The following is an 18,838-nucleotide window of genomic DNA, read 5'->3' as shown; positions in this document are numbered from 1 at the left end:
AGATTGGGAATAAACGAATAGGGGAGACCCTTAGTTTATTCCAAAATGAAATGCCCCAAAGAAATTTGGGGCATTTTTTGTTTTCTGGACATCGATTAATTATTGATGTCACTGAATGGCCATTTTGTCTCTCATTAGTCTTTAAAATACGCGCAATACACTGCGTTTAATTTTTAAAGAGGGCTCCAATGGCTTGTAAACCACTTGCACTGATAATAACTGGACTATTATTAACGCCGAATTTTGCTAGCGCTAAGGTCGACATTTCGAAATCTGAAAGCGATCAAGCGGCAGAACAGGCAGCAAAGGAACTTGCAAACCCAAACACAGCTTACGCTAGCCTTAATTTAAAGCTTCAGTATTCAGGTGGTTACGATGGTGGAGGGGATGCTTTCGCGACCGTATTACAGCCGACATTACCGTTTCCAATGGATAATGGCGACAAAGTCATCTTCCGCCCTGCTATCTCTTATGTTCAGAATGATTTCAATACGGATACGCCGACAAGTTCCCAACATATGGATCAGTCAGGCGTTACAGACATCTCATTTGATTTAGCTTATGCGCCTAAAATGGAGGGCGGCACTATTGTCGCTTTCGGTCTCTTTGCTTCTTTGCCAACGGGCAGTAATGACTTAACGGCTGATCAATTTGCTGTCGGGCCTGAATTTATGTTCGGGAAGGCGAGTAGTGAGCGAGTGGTTGGTATGTTTCCCAACCACTTGTATGGTATTTCTGGAGACGGAGCCGACCATTCTGATACTCGAATCAACAAGACATCGACACAAGTCTTTTGGGTGGAGATATTAGGAGGAGGTTGGACGATAGGTTCTGCGCCGACATTCTCGTATGATTGGAATAATAATCAGGCGGAAATTCCGTTAAATATAAGCGTAACTAAAACAACGGTGTTGAATGGGCGTCCTTGGAAGTTTGGAATTGAAGCGAATTATTACCTTGAGAAAGACGAAGAAACGCGTCCAGATTTTATATTGAGCTTTAATATCAGCCCAGTTGTGGAAAATAAGCTGGCGTCTTTGTTCGATTAAGCCGTTATTTGAAATACAGTTTTAGAAACGAAAAAGGCTGAACGATCATCGTTCAGCCTTTCTTGTTGTTGCTTTAGCCATCTTTGTTTTAAGAGGCTTATTAACCTAGTGCAGCAGCCTGCATGATTAGGCCACAGATGTAAGCGCCGTATGTACCCAGTGCGTAACCAAGTACAGCCATTAGAATGCCTACTGGAGCTAATGCTGGGTGGAATGCAGCAGCTACGATAGGAGCCGATGCAGCACCGCCTACGTTAGCTTGGCTACCTACAGCCATGAAGAACAATGGTGCACGGATTAGCTTTGCCATCACAATCATGATAATCGCGTGAATAGTTAACCAAGTGATACCGATGAAGAAGTAACCAGGGTTATCCAAAATAGCCGTGATATCCATTTGCATACCAATGGTTGCAACTAAGATGTAGATGAATGCTGAGCCTACTTTAGATGCACCACTGTGCTCAAGGCTGCGCGTTGATTTGAAACATGAAGCGATCAGCGCAAACGTAGTCACCATTACGATTAACCAAAAGAACCCAGAAGTCAGGCTGTATTGCGCTAGCTCAGGAGCGTTAGTTGAGATCCATGGTGCGATCATGTCACTGAAAAAGTGTGCTAAGCCCGTAAGACCAAATGCGATTCCCGTGATCTTCATGAGATCAGTCGTCGTCGTCGGGCGAGCGTTTTCTTCTTGGTACTTAGAAACGGTTTCTTTTAGGTCTTCGATAGATGAAGTATCGGCTTTTAACCACGCATCAATCTTCTTCTGACGGCCAGCCATGATAAGTAATATTGCCATCCAAATGTTGGCACAGATTACGTCTACAGTAATCATCGCAGAGAACAGTTGGTCGTCTACTTCAAACACTTCTTTCATTGCGGCTTGGTTTGCACCACCACCAATCCAAGAACCTGCAACCGTTGTTAGGCCACGCCATACATCACCAGATACAAGGTCAGGGTTAATTTGGTCGATGATCAAGATAGCCAATGGGCCACCAATGATAATACCGACAGTACCTGTCAGGAACATGATGACGGCTTTTGAACCTAGCCCAAAAATTTTACGTAGGTCTGCTGAGATGATCAGTAGAACGAGTGCGCTTGGTAAGAGGTAGCGACTTGCAACGAAGTATAACTTAGAGTTTGATGCGTCGATGATGCCTAAACTGTTCAGTAGAGAAGGAACAAAGTAACAGAGCAATAGACCCGGAACGAACGAGTAGAATTTTTTCAGTGCGCTATTTTGGCTACTTTCCGTGATAAAAACACCGCCAAGAATAACAGCTAACATGCCCATTATTACAGCATCATTAGTAATCATTATTATATCTCCTTTAAGGTGAGCGCAAAGGTCTCACTTTTTGAATTGCAGGACTATACCGATAACCGCTATTCGTTACAAATTGTAACGATAGACATATTTTGAAATGTTTATGTTAATTTTAACGGTTTGAATTTGTGAATGTAGCGCGTTACATATTTGCGTGGTGAATGGTTAGGTTGGGGCTTGTGCAGCGTATTTAGATATATGCAATGTAACTCAAACCTTAGAGGGTGGTCGCTATGAATTGGGGCGATGATTGAATGACTTAAATGAGTGCATATATAGCCATGTTTATGGTGTGGTTTATGCGAGGTTGGAATGTTTCAATAATGTAAAAAGTGAATTCACTTTTGCCATGTGGTCAGAAATTAAAAATTTTAGCTAGATCACATAAATCTTTTGAATTACGAGTTTTAGCACCCGCTACTCATGCTCATTTGACGTTTTGTAGGGGGGCAATGAAAGAAAAAGCGGCCTAAATAGCCGCTTTTGATGGTTGCCTAGTATGGTTATCTAGCGCCGTTATTTAGAGTTGTGCTTAGGACTCTTCTTCCTCAAAGCCATCTGCATAGCCTTTCGGTGGCGGTGTCCAACCTCGCTCAGATCGAGAGTGCTTGTCTGAACGGTCTTTTTTCATATCTTCTTTCATTGCTTCTTCAAGGTGAATGAAGATTTGTCGGTAGTTGTTGTCGTAGCGCGGGTTCTCTTCTGCCTCAGACCAAGCTTGGTAGAGCTTTTCAGACTTACGACTTTCAACACGTTGATACGTCGATTTTTGTTGTTCAACAAAGAATGGGTGATGACCCAAAGAACGCAAGGCTTCTGCGCCCATTTCAAGCGCCGAGTGGTACGTTTCTGATTCTACAAAATCTGCACCGGCTTCTCTTAGGCGATAGCTGTGACCACGGTCGAATGCTCGCGCTAAGATTTTCACTTTAGGGTAGGTGTGTTTAACGTACTTCACCAGTTCAACGCTTGAGTCCTGGTTGTCTATCGCGACAACAAGCATTGCGGCTTCTTCGATTCCTGCGGTATGCAATAAGTCATGACGAGTCGCATCACCAAAGTAAGATTTAATATTGATGGAGCGTAATAAATCTACTTGGTTGGCTTGGTGATCCAAAACCACAGTATTGACATCATTCGATACCAATAAACGGTTAACGATCTGACCGAATCGGCCAATACCAGTAATGATGACCGTACCTTTCTCTTCGATAGTATCTTCTTCACGGTCGTTAGATTTTTGCTCGTAACGAGGCAGAATTACTTTATCAAACAGTATGAACAAGCCAGGAGTTAAGAACATCGAAAGGGCGACAACCAACGATAGTGTTTGAACAATATCTGAGGGCAGTACATGGTTTTGGGCTGAGAAGCTCAGTAGTACAAAACCGAATTCACCGGCTTGCGCTAAGCTCAATGTAAACAGCCAACGGTCACTGTTTTTGATTTTGAAGATTAACGCCAGTGTGAATAGCACCAAAGCTTTGAGTAGCATAACGCCAAGGGTTAGGCCAATGATCAAACCAAAGTCGTTGAATAGAACATCAAAGTTGATGCCTGCACCTACGGTAATAAAGAACAAGCCAAGTAGAAGCCCTTTAAACGGGTCGATATTAGACTCAAGTTCGTGGCGGAATTCACTGTTCGCCAATACCACACCCGCCAGGAAGGTACCCAAAGCCGGTGATAGGCCGACTAGGCTCATTAGTGCAGCAATACCAATCACCAACATTAGTGCGGTTGCAGTGAAGATTTCACGCAGGCCTGAGCTTGCAACAAAGCGGAACAGTGGACGACTCAAGAAGTGTCCGCCGACAACAACAATAGCAATAGATGCCGTGATCACAAGGCCATAAGCCCAACCGGGTAGGCCAGCAACGAGACTTAACTCTTCATGGTGATCAGAAGCGGAAGCGACTGCGCTTTGTGCTGCTTCAATTAATTCTGGCAACGCTAATAGAGGAATGAACGCCAACATAGGGATGACGGCAATATCTTGGAAAAGTAGAACAGAGAAAGCGTTCTTGCCCCCTTCGGTTTTGGACAACCCTTTTTCATTGAATGTTTGTAGAACAATCGCGGTTGATGACAGTGCGAAGATCAAACCGATGGTGAGTGCGATCGTCCACGGCTGCCCAAAGAACAGAGCAATACCCATAACAATCGCGGTAGTGCCGCCAACTTGCAGACCCCCAAGACCCATAAGTCGGTTTCTCATTGCCCAAAGCATCTTAGGTTCAAGTTCAAGCCCGACCAAGAACAGCATCATAACCACACCGAATTCGGCAAAGTGTTGAATGGTCGTGGTCTCTTCGCCAACTAATCCAATAATTGGCCCAATCACAACGCCTGCAATCAGGTAGCCAAGCACAGAACCGAGGCCAAGCCTCTTGGCGATAGGGACCGCGATGACTGCCGCGAGCAAATAGATAAATGCTTGTAGAAAATATCCTGTCATGATCTAACCTCTGCTCATCAGTTCATCAACGTAGTGGTTTAGCTTTTCAGCCTTACTTACTTTTTTAAGGTCGACTTCGCCCGTAACAAAAGCTTCTAAAAGCACTTTATAGCTATTTACGTGATCTTGAATTCGGCCTTCTTCCAACGCAGTACGTGAACCAAATAAAGCCAATGGAGCCAAGTAGTTCATACCGCACAAAGATGCTGTTTGTTCGATTGGGTGAAGCAGTTCACGTATGGTGAAGTGGTTATAACCGTCAGTCTGATAAGCATCTTTTTTACCGCCAGCGGTGATACTGCATAACAAGCTTTTACCTTGCAGTTCATTACCGTCGGTACCGTAGGCAAAACCATATTCGAGAACAAGGTCTTGCCATTCTTTAAGAATCGCAGGTGTTGAGTACCAATATAGTGGGAACTGAAAAATGATGATGTCATGGTCCAACAGGCGTTTCTGTTCACGGTCGATATTGATCTTGAAGGTTGGGTACTCAGCATAGAGGTCGACACAGGTAACCCCGTTAATGCGTTTGTCTTGCTCAAATAAGGGTTTATTAGCTTCAGAGCGATGCTGAGAAGGGTGGGCGAATAGCACCAAGACTCGATTTTTCGACATATAGCCCTCTTTGTCCATTAACGAATAATATTTATTGGAATTATAGATATACAATAATAGAAGAATGGTTGAACAACAACGAATTAGCCCATACTTATCTATTTAGATGCGTGTGTTTTTAGGGACTTAATTATATAAAACATCCGTCAATTTGAGTATTTCCGGCACAAGCCGCCGATGACTAAGTAAAACTAATTATTCGCTAATAATAAAAGCGAATAGGTGCACTTTATGTCACCGTTGGCGTGTAACGTAAATAATTCAATCACCCTACATAGAACAACAATGAATAAAGGAAAAACTATGAGCATGGACTTGCGTCAACAATGTGATTTGTTGCTTTCCGGCCACCTAGAACCGACTCCAGCACAAACATTCGCTCAGATGGCTGAATGGTGTGAGACACACAATGTGAGCCATGATAGCTATGGCGATGGTGAGTTTATCGAGAGCTTCGAAAACAAAGTCGCGGAACTGCTAGGTTATGAAGCGGCTGTATTTGTGATTACCGGCACCATGAATCAACCAACAGCATTAGAAATTGCGTGCCAAGAGAAGAGAAACCCAGTAGTGGCGATGCATGAATCGAGTCATATTATGCGCCATGAACGTCAAGGGTATCAGCTCCAGAACCGTTTCAATGTACTTCCGGTTGGTAATGTATTTCGCACTTGGAATGTCGACGACTTAAAGGCTTGGCCTGATGAGATTGCCGCGGCATTGTATGAACTACCGATGCGAGAGATTGGTGGGCAATTACCTGAATGGGAAGAGCTTGAAGCTATAAAGCAGTACTGCAAAGAACAATCGATTCACCTGCATATGGATGGTGCTCGTTTGTGGGAGTGCGGCGCGTATTATCAAAAGCCATATAGCGAGATTGCTAAGGGGTTCGATACGGCTTATGTTTCGCTCTATAAAGGGTTAAATGGTCTTGGTGGGTCACTCTTATTAGGTGACAAGGCTTTCGTAGCAAAAGCTTCAGCGTGGATGAAGCGTCAGGGCGGAAATATTTATCATCGCACGCCTTACGTGGTTTCGGCAGCAATGCAGTTTGATCAACGGATCGAGTTGATGCCAGCATTGTATGAGCGTACCAAGCAAATCTATCAAATCTTACAAGATTACCCGCAGTTCAAAGTGAACCCGCAGCAACCCCAAGTAAACATGCTTCACCTCTATTTACCGGTGAGTTTTGAGGATGGTATTATCCTGCGCGACAATATAGCTAAGAAGCACAAGGTTTGGATAGGAAACCCAGCGATCAGCGAACTGCCAACCCAATGTAAGATTGAATGGTATGTGGGTGATAACTTATTAAACTTGCCAGATCATGAGCTGATCGACATTCTAGATTTAATTAACGAAGAGCTGATTTAATTAACGAAGAGTTGATTTGATCGCAGAAGAGTTGAATTGATTACAGAAGAGCTGACTGAAGAAGAACTGATCTAATTGGAACTGAAATGGATACAGGAAAGGGTTCTTATATCCATTTATACAGCTAGGATGTCCGGCTCTGTTACATATACTGGTTGATGTACACGTCGACTAAGAACATGAACACTGGGACTGTGCTGAGAAGTCCGAAGAAGACGATTGGCACCCAGTTTTTCATTTTCTTTTTAGGTTGCTCAGTGTTGTTCATAAATTCGGCCTTCAATTAGTTGTTGTAGCTGTTTAGCTTTGTGGTACTAAAAATCTAAGAGCATGGTATCAAATAAAATCGATGAGCCCTATGTGGATTTGGCGTTTCGTGGCGTGTATCAATCACATAAAATGTAAGTGATTCATAAACGGTTCATAAAGGTTCAACAATAATGAACCTATTAGAACAAGTATTGCCTTACTCGGCATATGAAATAAACAGTATTACAAGATTTGGAGAATACAGAATGAAAACAATAGGAAACATCATTTGGTTTCTGTTCGGTGGCGTATTTATGGGACTAGCTTGGTGGTTCTTCGGACTACTCGCATTCCTTACCATCGTTGGTATTCCATGGGGTAGAGCGTGTTTTGTTATGGGTAACTTTTCATTCTTCCCATTTGGTCAGGAAGCCATATCTCGTGATGAGCTGACCAATGAAATGGACATAGGTACGAGCCCGCTAGGCGTGATTGGTAACGTGATTTGGTTCTTATTTGCGGGTATCTGGCTAGCAATCGGTCACATCATGTCAGCTGTGGCGTGTTTCATTACCATCATTGGTATTCCGTTCGCGATTCAACATCTTAAGCTCGCGGTTATCTCGCTAGCGCCAATCGGTAAGACAGTTGTCGATAAACGTGAAGCAGAAGCGGCGCGAGTAAGAAATTACAAAGGTTAAGATTACAGTTTAAGCCTTGATCGAACTGAAAAAGCACATCGTATGATGTGCTTTTTTTGTGCCTCTGTTCTTATCTCTCGATGCTTATATCTCAAACACTAACTAGGCGTTGTTGAGCTAGAGACTGTTGAACTATACGTTGTTGAACTAAACATTATAGAGCTACACATTATTGAACAGGACTTCAAGCCGAAGGGTGATGTTGGCTTCTTCGGTATGTTTCTCATGGGGTTCTCGTTCCCATTGATAACGAGGAATGAGTTCGTAGAACAGCCACTCTTTCCATACGTTTTGTCGGTAAGTAACCGAAACCTGAGCGTATTCGTAATGATTATGAGGCTCATCCGTTGCATTAATTGTAGCGCTATATTGAAGTGCTTGGTCTTGGGCAAGGTAGTGATACAAGGTTAATCCCGTACCATAGTTCCAACCTTTGAGATCGTCGTTGTACCCTGCAAAGCTTGACCATCGAGCCAAGAAATCATCACTTAAAGAAAGATCAAAATCGACGTCAGTGATCTCGCCAGTTTCTTGTTTTTCTTGATATACCCGCTGGGTAAGTCTGAATACCACATCGGTTGTGAGAGGGTAGGTAAAACGATAGCGAGCTTCAATGCGTGGTCGTAATGTTGCCTTAATATTGAAGCTGCTATATCCCTTGGCATAGGCGTCGTAGCGCAGGCCTAACGCACTTTCCAATTCATCTGAATCATTCGGAAAAAAATCCAAGAACTCTTCATCGCTGACAGACTCGTAGATCAACTTTAGGCGTTTACTCACAAAGGGAAGATGCAGGCGCGCCTTGAGTTTTGTTGAGTAGTCGACCTCGCCACCTTCCGAGTAAATAAAATCATTATACCAACGGACGGACGTGCCAGCTCTGGCATCTTCGGTAATGCGGTCATCAACAAAAAAGCTGTCAAACCACAGAGCAGGTTGGCAAAATTTACTGTTTAGGAAATGGTAAGCTTTTTCGACAGGGACGTCTTCTAACGGCTGACTGTGGCACTCATTTTGCTCCTCTGCTTGAGCGGAGTATGCAAGAAGTGATGCTAATAATGAGGTGCTAGCTATCTTACGACTCAATGGAACCTGTTTGTCATTCTATATATCAATAGTTTAACTATAACTAAGCGATTGCAACAATGCGACTTTTTCGTGATTAGTGATTAGTGGCTAGTGGAAAAGGAAAAGATTTGAAAGGCATCGTACAGAAATAAGAAAGCGGGCTCAGAAGGTGAGCCCGTTTGTGTTAGCTATAAGAAGTGACTTGTATCTAGATTACATTGCCGCTTCGAAGATTGCTGAGATCTCTTCGTGTGTTGCTTGTTTAGGGTTAGTGAAACCACAAGCATCTTTTAGTGCGTTGTCAGACAGAGTTGGGATATCTTCTAGCTTCGCACCAAGTTGAGCGATACCTGTTGGGATGTTCACGTCGTTTGCAAGTTGAACAATCGCGTTGATTGCTGCTTCTGCGCCTTGTTCTGCAGTCATGCCTTCAACATTTACACCCATTGCTTTTGCCACATCACGTAGACGCTCAGGGCAAACTTGTGCGTTGTAGCGTTGAACGTGTGGAAGCAAGATAGCGTTACATACACCGTGAGGAAGGTCGTAGAAACCGCCTAGTTGGTGAGCCATTGCGTGAACATAGCCCAGTGAAGCGTTGTTGAAAGCCATACCCGCCATGAACTGCGCGTAAGCCATTTGCTCACGAGCTTCAATGTCTTCGCCGTGCGCTACCGCGGTTCTTAGGTGTGCTTGCACAAGCTCGATTGCTTTAATTGCTACAGCGTCTGTAATTGGCGTTGCTGCGATAGAAACGTAAGCTTCGATTGCGTGCGTCAACGCATCCATGCCTGTTGCAGCCGTTAGTGATGCAGGTTTAGCAAGCATCAACTCAGGATCGTTTACTGAGATTAGTGGTGTTGTGTGCTTATCAACAATAGCCATCTTGATGTGGCGAGCTTCATCAGTAATGATGCAAAAGCGTGTCATTTCAGATGCAGTGCCAGCCGTAGTGTTAATAGCAATCAGTGGCATCATTGGCTTTTCAGACTGGTCTACGCCTTCGTAATCAGCAATCTTGCCGCCGTTAGAAGCAACCAGAGCGATACCTTTTGCACAGTCATGTGGAGAACCGCCACCTAGAGAAACAACAAAATCACAATTGTTGTCAGTCAGCAATTCAAGGCCATCGTTCACGTTAGTGATGGTTGGGTTTGGTTGAGTACCGTCGAATATAACTGCGTCTACGCCACGCTGGCTAAGAAGATCTTGTACCTGCTTAACTACGCCAATTTGATTCAGGATCTTATCCGTAACGATCAGACCTTTTTTGAATCCTTGAGACTGAATGCTATCAGCAGCATCTTTCAAACAGCCAGTACCCATGAAGTTGATTGTAGGGATGTAAAATGCAGTAGACATTGGAAAACTCCGTTAATTATGATTTTTAATTTCCTACATGTTGTCGGCATTCAAGTGGTTGACCATTGATCTGGAACAACTTTGATTCCGAACTACCACTTTGTGGCTAGTCGTTGTGATAGGGCTCATATAGCAATCGTTTTCATGGTTTTTGGTTGTGTTCTTTGTCAGTAATGGATAGTGATAAATTGACTCAACCAAGAGCAGAGTGGTGTTCTATAACAATGAAAAGTAAGGTTTTTCATTGAAAGCTGCTCTAGTTAGGCTTGTGTCGACTTTTTATCTGAGTTGTCACCGCATTCAATTTGAGGCTCTTGTGACTCTTCAGAATCAAGCGTGTCTTCTGGCTCCTCGTCATAGTATTTGACAAGAAAAGGGGTGAGCATGACAGACGACGGTAAAAAGTGCTTCATAGTACCTCCCGGTACCTAAGTGTATTTCTTGTATGGTATTGGTTTAATATGTGGCAAAATTTGCGATACATCATGACTTGTGACTTGTTTTCTATAAATTATTAGATTTATATACAGGCTCACAAAATTGAGGGTAAAGTGATGCTCCGCCCTTTGAGGCAACGATAAAAACAACGACAAAAACAGTGCATGCACTGCTCAACAGCGCGAATAATAGGACATAAAATGAAGTACGATTGGATATTCTTTGATGCAGATGAAACTTTGTTCCATTTTGATGCTTATCAAGGAATGAAGCTTATGTTTTCTCGCTTTGGTGTGGATTTCAGCGAGCAAGATTATTCGGCTTATCAAAAGGTTAACTTACCACTTTGGGTCGATTACCAAGATGGCCGCATTACTGCAGATCAACTGAAACATACGCGCTTCGAAAGCTGGGCTGAAAAACTTGAAACAACAACCGCTGCTTTAAACAGTGCATTTTTAACGGCAATGGCGGATATCTGTTCTTTGTTACCGGGTGCACAAGAGTTGATGGAGTCTTTAAAAGGCAAAGTGAATATGGGCATCATTACTAACGGTTTTACAGAGCTTCAGTCTATCCGTTTAGAGCGTACCGGAATGACGGACTACTTTGACCATGTGATCATTTCTGAGGAAGTCGGTGTTGCTAAACCAGACGCGGAAATTTTTGAACATGCACATAAGCTGATTGGATTGCCATCGAAACAAAGAATATTGATGGTCGGGGATAACCCACACTCTGATATTTTAGGTGGCTTGGATTTTGGTATTGAGACCTGTTGGTTGAACAGCCAAGAGAAAGCGACGCCAGCAGGAATTAACCCTCATTATCAGGTTAAGTCTCTGGCTGACCTGCAAGCACTTTTGTTGGCATAACTGCTAACTGCTTTTAGATTTTTGAGTGAATGATTGATAGCCGAGTACAGTTATGTGCTCGGCTACTTATTTTTACTTACTGCAACTTATCGATAGTGGTGTTTAAGCTTATCTTTGCTTTAAGCTCATTTTGATTAACCAATTACAATAAAGAGAAGGAAAAGGCGTGCTGAAATCTCATCGTTATAGCTGCTACGGTATTATCGCCATTTTATTATGGAGCTGTTTGATTGCTCTGTCTCGTAGTGTCTCAGAACAGCTAGGTCCAATTGGTGGTGCAGCCAGTCTTTATACGGTAAGTGCGCTTTTGTTGGTCTGTGTTATGGGTTTACCAAAACTGTCACGATTTTCTAAATCTTACTTGCTGATTGGCGGCGCCTTGTTCGTTTGTTATGAGATTTTCCTGGCTCTGGCTTTGGGAATGGCGAACAGCCGACATCAAGCCATAGAGATGGCAGTAATCAACTATCTATGGCCGGCACTGACGGTGTTGTTTGCTGTGCTGCTGAGTGACAAAAAGATTAACTGGTTGGTTTATCCAAGTATCTTTTTGGCATTCTTCGGTGTGGCTTGGAGCATCAGTGGTGATCAAGGTCTATCTGTTGATCAAATTGCTGCCAACATTGCGACTAATCCTAAAACCTATTCTATGGCGTTTTTTGGTGCGATTATTTGGGCTGTTTACTGCAACTACACACAGCGCGTTGCTAAAGGACAGAATGCGATTGTGCTTTTCTTTATCGCTACGGCGATCACTCTGTGGATTAAATACGCGTTGAGTGATGAAACAGGCATGGTGATGACAACGAGTGCGGCGATTGACTTAGCGTTAGCTGGCGCTTGTATGGGCGCAGGCTATGCGCTTTGGAACACGGCGATTCTGGGGGGGAATATGGTATTTCTTGCGACCATGTCGTACTTTACTCCAATCTTCGCAACCGTACTCTCTTCGTTGATTTTAGGCTTGTCGTTGACCATGACATTTTGGCAGGGCGTTTGTATGGTAACCGTTGGTTCACTCGCTTGCTGGTGGGTAACAAGAGAAAAGCCGACGGTAAAGGCGTCGGCTTCTAAAAAGGTTCAATCTCACTCTTAATTTGAGTTTATGTACTCAGGTGAGGTGTGTCCTCGCTTGCTATGGAAAACTTAACTCGCAACATTGAGATTCAATTGAAGCTCATAAGGCATCTTAGATAGGCGTCGCTTAAGCTGGCGGCGCGTTCGTTCAATATCATCGACCGCAATCGCGTCTTGGTCGTTGGTATGAATATCAACGTTAATTCTTAGTTCTGGGCCAACCTTAGTCACACCCATCAGCTCCAAATCTTGATCCGCTTCTTTGTCTACCGCGACAACGTTCTTATCTACCGCGTCACAAATATCTTTGTTTGCCGACATCATCAGCAGTTCGCGCATTGCTTCACGTAACATGTCGAACGGCACTTTGATGAAGTAGAAAGACATCAGTAACATCATCATTGGGTCGGCATATACTGCGTATTCAGCAAACGGAGAGTAAGCCACCAACCAAGCAACAACGAAACCTGCCGTAACTGCCACACTCAAAAGTGTATCCATCTGCCACTGTTTAGACTCAGCTTGAATCAAACCTGAAGAAATACGTTTGCTCTTATTGGCGATGTACCACCAAGCGTAACCACAACCCAATACGTTGAAAATACCAAACAGAGTTGCGATAGAAGCATCGACTTCACGACCACCCGTCATCAACGCACCAATCGCAGAGTAAAGTGAATAGCTAACCACTAGCAGAATCACAATTGCTTTAATCGCAATCACAATTGGTTCAATGATAGCTCGACCAAACGGGAACTCGGTATCTGAAGGACGGTTAATGTATTTCGATGCAGCTAGTGACAATAAAGTTAGCAGTAAGCTGATAAGAGAATAAACACCGTCAAATACTATGACCAGAGAGCCAACGAGAAGACCCAACACCAATCCGCCAACTGCGAAGCCTGATGCTAAAAGGGCTGAGAACAATAGTACTCGATTTTCGTTTTGGCTTTTCCTGTCACACATAAAATTTTCCAGATGTTTTTGATAACTTCATTGTTCTAATATTGAGCTAACTTTACAAACTTTATCTGATGATGTTTATATGTCGGCAACCCATTTTATATTCAAGTTGTTATTATTCAATTACTTATTGATAAATTGAGGTGTCAGTAAAATTGACGTTGAGTGTTTCTTGGGGATGGTGTGCAACTGAAATAGGATCGTTTATGATTAATAAAACACATTAGTCGCTAGGGTCTCATTGATTTCCTAGACTCTGCTGAGACTGAGACTGCACGGATTGGAATGGACAAGGAATGGATCAATATGAAGTTTGACGATATCAATGATAACGAACTGTGGGTGATTGCTAACCCGATCATGGATAACTTGATGGACGGTTCAACTAAGGTTGATCATGCTCAGCACTGTCGAGACTTTACCCAAAGGATGAAAGACATTGTTACGCCGGAATATTTAGAAAAGGTATGTCACCATTATCAACACAGCAATGGCTTTTTTGCTGAACGAAAGCAGGTCGCACTATTTAGACGCTCAGACTCTATCGCCTTTGTGTGGAAGCAAGCGTATACCATTGCGAAAGGCGAGTTTGTGGCTGAAATGGTGTTGGTTGAAGAAGACGGACGCTATTTAGTTGATCACGTGATGGTCTTTTAAAGAGAGGGCTCTCTATCTGTTAGATGATTTAAAGTGTCGAGATAGAACATTATCTGACACTTTAAAAATCAAACAAGTAATCGCTGATCTGATCCGCTAACCAATTCATACCTGGGTGTTCAGCCATCCCAGCGGCGGTAAACATACAATAGTCTTCTTGTGTTAAGCCGTACGTGTGTTTGATCACTGCTAGCTCTTGTTCACGCAATAAATGGCGAATCAATGGTTCTGGCATTACGCCCCACGCCTCTTCACGCAAAATTGTATCCAACATGAAGTCAAAGCTAGAGAAACCAATATAACGGCGAGAGAAGGGCTCAAGCTCAGGATTATCCTTCTCATTGAGATAAACCATGGTCGCTTGCATCGAATTTCTCAATACTTCATCCGACACTCGTCGCATCGCACTTAGATCATGTCCTTTCTTACACACAGACATCATTCGAATCTTACCAAGTGGATTGTAGATAATTCTTGGGTCATCGACACGTTCGTAATCGACGCCAAATGCGAAGTCGACTTGCTGAGTTTCAACCAAGTTAGCTAAGTCGCCGCTCGACGCGAGAACGAAGTTGAATGAGGTAGAAGGGTACTTGTTATTTAAGGCGTGAGATAAATCCTGCCACATTCCATCGGGTAGGGAGTCATCTCGTGCAATCCAAATTTCCGCGTTAAATTCACCTGAAACATGCAAGCAGGTCTGTTTAATACGCGCTGCTGTCACCAACAAGCCTTCGCAATCTTTGTAAATGGCTTTGCCCGCTTCAGAAAGTTCAACGTGGTTTCCGCTGCGCACGAACAGCTCGACATCTAACTCTTTTTCCAAGGCTTTAATCGACATGCTGAGTTTGGTTCGATTGCATTCTAGCTGGCGTGCAGCTTCAGACACTGATCCTAAATCAGCAACGGAACAAAAGGCTTGGACTTGAGAAAGGTTCATTTCATTTCCATATTGAGCGGGGGTCGGTGCATATTATCTGAATATTGTGCTGACTATCTTAGAAATAGTCCATCTTTGCATGATAACTCTATGACGAATTGACTAATTTGGTTTATTCTGGGGAAGTTCCGAACCTACAAGAAGTAAAGATGGAGGCCATGATGGCGAAACAATGGGACGAGTACGCCGTTGATTGGGATAAAGATCCCGCGACCGCAGTATTCGCACAGTCCGTATTTGACCAGTTAACACCGCTCGTTGATTTAAACGGAACCCGTGTCCTTGATTTTGGTTGTGGTACAGGACTACTCAGCCAGAAAATATCTCCTTTAGCAAAAGAGATCATCGCACTTGATATCTCTGAAGGGATGATTGAAGAGTTAGATAAGAAAGAGTTACCCAACGTTGAACCTGTTGTTGATCTTTTATCGCGCGGGCTTGCAGCGCAGCATCCAGCATTCAGAAACCAGTTTGACCTAGTGGTAGCTTCTTCGGTGTGTGGTTTTATCCCGAACCTACAAGACACAGTCAGTCTGATTTACACGCTGCTTGAAAACGACGGCACGTTTGTACACTGGGATTGGTACTTAGAGAACGACAGCGAAGACTACGGTGTAAGCCAACAGCGCTCAGAGAATGTATTGAGTGCAGCTGGCTTTGCAGTGGTTGAAGTGTCAACGCCGTTCTCGATCAACACTCCACAAGGAGAGTTAAAGGTATTGATGGGTGTTGGACGTAAACAAGTGCTTCCTTATCTGTAATCGTGTGTATGCCTAGAGCTAGCCTCGGTAATGCTCATCTAAAATAACGAAACCCACATCAACGATCTTAAGGTCAGTTATGTGGGTTTTCTATTTTTAGTCGTTTGTATTTCAAACAGGCGAGCCAGTGAGTGCTTTCAAGATCTTCACTATCACTATCACTACCAACGCCAACACTGGCTTCTTTCTTCCCATTTCGTTCATGGATAAGCAAATTTCAGGCAATTAACAAATCACTCATTTCCATTTTGGAAATATAGTCTTGCATACATTTCATTAGTGGAAATGTAACAGTGAGATATAAAATAAGCCCATAATAATATTAAGGGTTTCATCATGAGCCACCAATCTGCTTCTCCACAACTTTCAGAGCAACAACAGCGCTTTAGCAATATCATTTCAGATGCTCACCTGTCACCAAAACAGAAGTCGAGCTATCTTGCCTTAGAAGCTGAAGCCAGCCTACCGTATATGCCGGTTAGCAATGAAGTAGAGCAAGCCTTACAACAAGGTGTGCTATGTGACATGTTTGAAGGGCACGCCCCATTTAAGCCGCGCTATGTACTTCCCGACTATTCTAAATACTTACATCAAGGCTCAGAGTATTTAGAGCTTAGCGCGGCAACCAATTTCGATGAAGCATTGAACATGCTAACCATTATCTACCATCACGTTCCTTCAGTGACGTCGATTCCGGTTTACTTAGGTCAATTGGATGATGTGTTGATGCCATTTGTTGGTGATTTAACTGACGAGCAGGTATATCAAAAGCTTAAGCTGTTCTGGATTATGTTGGACCGCACACTGCCAGATGCCTTTATGCATGTGAATATCGGCCCGACCGACAACATTGTGTGTCGTACGATTTTGCGCGTAGATGCTGAACTGAAGCAGATCGCACCAAACCTAACCTTTATGTATGACCCTGCTGTGACACCTGATGATCTACTTCGTCATGCGGCAAGCAATATCTGCGAGTGCAGTAAACCACATATCGCAAACTATCCAGCGCATGCCGAGGCTTACGGCGACAAGCGTTTTGGTATTGTGAGCTGCTATAACTCTTTGCCTTTAGCGGGTGGTTCAAACACCTTGGTGCGTATGAACCTTAAGCAAGTGGCTCTAAAATCTGAGGACAGCGTAGATTTCTTGCAGCAAGTGTTGCCTAACTACAGCAACATCATGATCGAACTGATGAACGCACGTAGCCGCTTCTTGCATGAAGAGTCTAACTTTTTTGACGGCTTCCTGACCAAAGAAGGCCTTATCGAAGAAGACCGCTTTGCGCCAATGTTTGGTATTTATGGCATGGCGGAAGCCGTCAACATCTTGCTGGAGAAAGAGGGCCAAGCAGGGCGCTATGGTCACGATGAACAGGCGAATCAGCTTGGTCATTGCATTTCTGAAAAGCTGGCTGAGATCGTCGAAAGCTCTGAAGTGAAATATGGGCTGGAAGGTAAAGCTCTGCTGCATGCTCAAGGCGGTATTAGTTTAGATGAAGATGTGACTCCTGGTGTCCGTATTCCTTATGGCACCGAACCGGATCCAGTCTCTTACGTTCGTGCTACCGCGGGTCACCATAAGTTCTACACCTCGGGTATCAGTGACATTCTAACCATCGACGAAACAGTGAAATCAAATCCTGAAGCGATGTTTAACCTGTGTAAAGGCGCGATTCAGGCGGGTTACCGTGAGTTCACGGCTAACGTTGCATCAAACGATTTGGTTCGTGTGACGGGTTACATGGTCAAACTGTCTGATATTGCGAAATACGATGAGCAAGGCTCACGTACTAATACCACCTTCTTAGGTGCTGAAGCTGCGAAGAACACGGGCATATTAGAGCGTAAACCACGTGTAGCGAGCTTAGAGATGTCGCCGACATACGAATAGCTCTAACGTGCGTGAGGCGTTTCGAATACGAACAATGTGAATTATGAAAGTTTCTGATCTAACAACTCAAATGGCTAGGGTTAAAAATAATAAGACAGAAAAACAAGCGAAGGTCAGCCGTGTGCTGACCTTTTCTTGTGTTGACGGCCCGGGAAACCGCTTGGTGCTGTTTCTTCAGGGCTGCAATTTTGACTGCATTACTTGCCATAACCCTCATACAATCAATCACTGTAACCATTGTGGAGACTGCGTTAGTGGCTGTCCAAGCAATGCTTTAAGCATGATTGATGGCAAAGTTAAGTGGGAGCCAGAAGTTTGCACCAACTGCGATCAGTGCATTGATGTCTGCGATCATAAGTCGAGCCCGAAAATTACCACGATGACGGTCTCAGAGGTGCTTGAACTCGTCAGGCATAACCAATTTTTCTTAAGCGGAATCACTATTTCAGGTGGCGAGGCGACCATGCAGTTGCCGTTTATCATTGAGCTATTTCAAGCTATTGAAAGTGATCCGCAGCTAGCGCACCTTACGTGCTTTATTGATAGTAACGGTTCGTTGTCACAGCAAGGCTGGGACAAGGTGTTGCCTTACCTTGATGGCGCGATGATTGACCTAAAATCATGGCAATCTGAAACGCACCAATGGCTGGTGGGCAGAGGAAACCATCGAGTGTTTGAAACCATCAATTATCTTGCAGGCAAAGGAAAGCTGCATGAAGTTAGGTTGCTGCATATTCCGAATAAAAGCGATCTTGAAGATGAAATTGAACAAGTGGGGCGTTACTTGAAGACGCTACCAAATGATGTTCGAATTCGACTGAATGCGTTTCAACATCATGGTGTGATTGGTGAAGCGTTAGATTGGCCTAAATGTACCGAACAACAGATGCAGAGCTTTCACGATAAGCTCTACACGATCGTTAAAAGGCCAATGCAAACCCCAGAGGTTTATACTTAACCTCTAAGTTTCTTCTGCGGTCAATCAGGTTTCTAAGAACGTAAAGTCTCTAAAA

Annotated in this window: 18 protein-coding genes; 9 read left to right on the top strand and 9 right to left on the bottom strand. The window is 43.7% G+C overall.

Going from position 1 to position 18,838, the window contains the following annotated elements:
* Positions 1-188: 188 nt before the first annotated feature.
* Positions 189-1,049 (top strand): transporter, encoded by an 861-nt coding sequence (locus L3V35_RS21595; protein WP_237300627.1) that lies wholly within the window; start codon positions 189-191, stop codon positions 1,047-1,049.
* 100 nt (positions 1,050-1,149) lie between these two features.
* Here the strand turns inward: L3V35_RS21595 and L3V35_RS21590 are convergent, their stop codons facing one another.
* The 3 genes from L3V35_RS21590 to L3V35_RS21580 all read right to left on the bottom strand — a co-directional run bounded on the left by L3V35_RS21590 (position 1,150) and on the right by L3V35_RS21580 (position 5,461).
* Positions 1,150-2,376 (bottom strand): DUF819 family protein, encoded by a 1,227-nt coding sequence (locus tag L3V35_RS21590; RefSeq protein ID WP_171307935.1) that lies wholly within the window; start codon positions 2,374-2,376, stop codon positions 1,150-1,152.
* A gap of 541 nt (positions 2,377-2,917) precedes the next feature.
* Positions 2,918-4,843 (bottom strand): monovalent cation:proton antiporter-2 (CPA2) family protein, encoded by a 1,926-nt coding sequence (locus L3V35_RS21585; RefSeq protein ID WP_237300626.1) that lies wholly within the window; start codon positions 4,841-4,843, stop codon positions 2,918-2,920.
* Between the two features lie 3 nt (positions 4,844-4,846).
* Positions 4,847-5,461 (bottom strand): NAD(P)H-dependent oxidoreductase, encoded by a 615-nt coding sequence (locus L3V35_RS21580; RefSeq protein WP_237300625.1) that lies wholly within the window; start codon positions 5,459-5,461, stop codon positions 4,847-4,849.
* 303 nt (positions 5,462-5,764) lie between these two features.
* On the opposite strand from L3V35_RS21580, the gene L3V35_RS21575 reads away from it, so the two are divergent.
* On the top strand, positions 5,765-6,841 hold the full coding sequence (locus L3V35_RS21575) for a beta-eliminating lyase-related protein (RefSeq protein ID WP_237300658.1): 1,077 nt from the start codon (positions 5,765-5,767) through the stop codon (positions 6,839-6,841).
* A 142-nt stretch (positions 6,842-6,983) separates the two neighbouring features.
* On the opposite strand, the gene L3V35_RS25490 is transcribed toward L3V35_RS21575, so the two are convergent.
* Complete coding sequence (locus L3V35_RS25490; protein ID WP_017060906.1) at positions 6,984-7,109, bottom strand: hypothetical protein; 126 nt, start codon at positions 7,107-7,109, stop codon at positions 6,984-6,986.
* 247 nt (positions 7,110-7,356) lie between these two features.
* Between L3V35_RS25490 and L3V35_RS21570 the strand changes: the two genes are divergently transcribed.
* The gene (locus L3V35_RS21570) at positions 7,357-7,791 is read left to right on the top strand and encodes a YccF domain-containing protein (RefSeq protein WP_004730224.1); all 435 of its coding nucleotides are present in this window, start codon (positions 7,357-7,359) and stop codon (positions 7,789-7,791) included.
* 162 nt (positions 7,792-7,953) lie between these two features.
* On the opposite strand, the gene L3V35_RS21565 is transcribed toward L3V35_RS21570, so the two are convergent.
* From L3V35_RS21565 to L3V35_RS21555, 3 genes are all read right to left on the bottom strand, one after another.
* A complete protein-coding gene (locus L3V35_RS21565; RefSeq protein ID WP_237300624.1) occupies positions 7,954-8,877 on the bottom strand; it encodes a hypothetical protein in 924 nt (307 codons plus the stop codon).
* Positions 8,878-9,072: 195 nt separating this feature from the next.
* Positions 9,073-10,221, bottom strand: a complete 1,149-nt coding sequence (gene yiaY / locus L3V35_RS21560; protein ID WP_004730228.1) for an L-threonine dehydrogenase — start codon at positions 10,219-10,221, stop codon at positions 9,073-9,075.
* A gap of 260 nt (positions 10,222-10,481) precedes the next feature.
* Entirely contained in the window at positions 10,482-10,634 is a 153-nt protein-coding gene (locus L3V35_RS21555; RefSeq protein ID WP_162838725.1) for a hypothetical protein, read from the bottom strand.
* Positions 10,635-10,859: 225 nt separating this feature from the next.
* On the opposite strand from L3V35_RS21555, the gene yjjG reads away from it, so the two are divergent.
* On the top strand, positions 10,860-11,534 hold the full coding sequence (gene yjjG / locus L3V35_RS21550; protein WP_102449787.1) for a pyrimidine 5'-nucleotidase: 675 nt from the start codon (positions 10,860-10,862) through the stop codon (positions 11,532-11,534).
* 166 nt (positions 11,535-11,700) lie between these two features.
* A complete protein-coding gene (yddG, locus tag L3V35_RS21545; RefSeq protein WP_019825760.1) occupies positions 11,701-12,630 on the top strand; it encodes an aromatic amino acid DMT transporter YddG in 930 nt (309 codons plus the stop codon).
* Between the two features lie 50 nt (positions 12,631-12,680).
* Here the strand turns inward: yddG and L3V35_RS21540 are convergent, their stop codons facing one another.
* On the bottom strand, positions 12,681-13,577 hold the full coding sequence (locus L3V35_RS21540; RefSeq protein ID WP_237300623.1) for a cation diffusion facilitator family transporter: 897 nt from the start codon (positions 13,575-13,577) through the stop codon (positions 12,681-12,683).
* A gap of 303 nt (positions 13,578-13,880) precedes the next feature.
* Here L3V35_RS21540 and L3V35_RS21535 point away from each other — a divergent pair, with 303 nt between their 5' ends.
* Positions 13,881-14,231 carry a hypothetical protein gene (locus L3V35_RS21535; protein WP_065205938.1) on the top strand — a complete coding sequence of 117 codons (351 nt, stop codon included), beginning with the start codon at positions 13,881-13,883 and terminating at the stop codon, positions 14,229-14,231.
* A gap of 61 nt (positions 14,232-14,292) precedes the next feature.
* On the opposite strand, the gene L3V35_RS21530 is transcribed toward L3V35_RS21535, so the two are convergent.
* Positions 14,293-15,171 carry a LysR family transcriptional regulator gene (locus L3V35_RS21530; RefSeq protein ID WP_004730238.1) on the bottom strand — a complete coding sequence of 293 codons (879 nt, stop codon included), beginning with the start codon at positions 15,169-15,171 and terminating at the stop codon, positions 14,293-14,295.
* 161 nt (positions 15,172-15,332) lie between these two features.
* On the opposite strand from L3V35_RS21530, the gene L3V35_RS21525 reads away from it, so the two are divergent.
* The 3 genes from L3V35_RS21525 to L3V35_RS21515 all read left to right on the top strand — a co-directional run bounded on the left by L3V35_RS21525 (position 15,333) and on the right by L3V35_RS21515 (position 18,783).
* Positions 15,333-15,932, top strand: a complete 600-nt coding sequence (locus L3V35_RS21525) for a methyltransferase (RefSeq protein ID WP_065205939.1) — start codon at positions 15,333-15,335, stop codon at positions 15,930-15,932.
* Positions 15,933-16,268: 336 nt separating this feature from the next.
* Positions 16,269-17,825: a YjjI family glycine radical enzyme gene (locus tag L3V35_RS21520; RefSeq protein WP_237300622.1), complete on the top strand. Its 1,557-nt coding sequence runs from the start codon at positions 16,269-16,271 to the stop codon at positions 17,823-17,825.
* A 43-nt stretch (positions 17,826-17,868) separates the two neighbouring features.
* Positions 17,869-18,783 carry a YjjW family glycine radical enzyme activase gene (locus L3V35_RS21515; protein ID WP_237300621.1) on the top strand — a complete coding sequence of 305 codons (915 nt, stop codon included), beginning with the start codon at positions 17,869-17,871 and terminating at the stop codon, positions 18,781-18,783.
* The last annotated feature ends 55 nt before the right edge of the window (positions 18,784-18,838 follow it).

Source organism: Vibrio sp. L5-1, from assembly GCF_021728315.1.
GTDB classification, from domain to species: domain Bacteria; phylum Pseudomonadota; class Gammaproteobacteria; order Enterobacterales; family Vibrionaceae; genus Vibrio; species Vibrio splendidus_K.
The sequence above is the reverse complement of the archived record's forward strand: the minus strand, read 5'-3'. Positions and strand labels throughout refer to the sequence as shown.

Coding starts and splice junctions, on each gene's coding strand:
- L3V35_RS21525 (WP_065205939.1), top strand. CDS start 15,333: ATGGCGAAACAATGGGACGAGTACGCCGTTGATTGGGATAAAGATCCC.
- L3V35_RS25490 (WP_017060906.1), bottom strand. CDS start 7,109: ATGAACAACACTGAGCAACCTAAAAAGAAAATGAAAAACTGGGTGCCA.
- L3V35_RS21540 (WP_237300623.1), bottom strand. CDS start 13,577: ATGTGTGACAGGAAAAGCCAAAACGAAAATCGAGTACTATTGTTCTCA.
- yjjG (WP_102449787.1), top strand. CDS start 10,860: ATGAAGTACGATTGGATATTCTTTGATGCAGATGAAACTTTGTTCCAT.
- L3V35_RS21535 (WP_065205938.1), top strand. CDS start 13,881: ATGAAGTTTGACGATATCAATGATAACGAACTGTGGGTGATTGCTAAC.
- L3V35_RS21570 (WP_004730224.1), top strand. CDS start 7,357: ATGAAAACAATAGGAAACATCATTTGGTTTCTGTTCGGTGGCGTATTT.
- L3V35_RS21590 (WP_171307935.1), bottom strand. CDS start 2,376: ATGATTACTAATGATGCTGTAATAATGGGCATGTTAGCTGTTATTCTT.
- L3V35_RS21580 (WP_237300625.1), bottom strand. CDS start 5,461: ATGTCGAAAAATCGAGTCTTGGTGCTATTCGCCCACCCTTCTCAGCAT.
- L3V35_RS21595 (WP_237300627.1), top strand. CDS start 189: ATGGCTTGTAAACCACTTGCACTGATAATAACTGGACTATTATTAACG.
- L3V35_RS21520 (WP_237300622.1), top strand. CDS start 16,269: ATGAGCCACCAATCTGCTTCTCCACAACTTTCAGAGCAACAACAGCGC.
- L3V35_RS21585 (WP_237300626.1), bottom strand. CDS start 4,843: ATGACAGGATATTTTCTACAAGCATTTATCTATTTGCTCGCGGCAGTC.
- L3V35_RS21555 (WP_162838725.1), bottom strand. CDS start 10,634: ATGAAGCACTTTTTACCGTCGTCTGTCATGCTCACCCCTTTTCTTGTC.
- yiaY (WP_004730228.1), bottom strand. CDS start 10,221: ATGTCTACTGCATTTTACATCCCTACAATCAACTTCATGGGTACTGGC.
- L3V35_RS21530 (WP_004730238.1), bottom strand. CDS start 15,171: ATGAACCTTTCTCAAGTCCAAGCCTTTTGTTCCGTTGCTGATTTAGGA.
- L3V35_RS21515 (WP_237300621.1), top strand. CDS start 17,869: ATGAAAGTTTCTGATCTAACAACTCAAATGGCTAGGGTTAAAAATAAT.
- L3V35_RS21575 (WP_237300658.1), top strand. CDS start 5,765: ATGAGCATGGACTTGCGTCAACAATGTGATTTGTTGCTTTCCGGCCAC.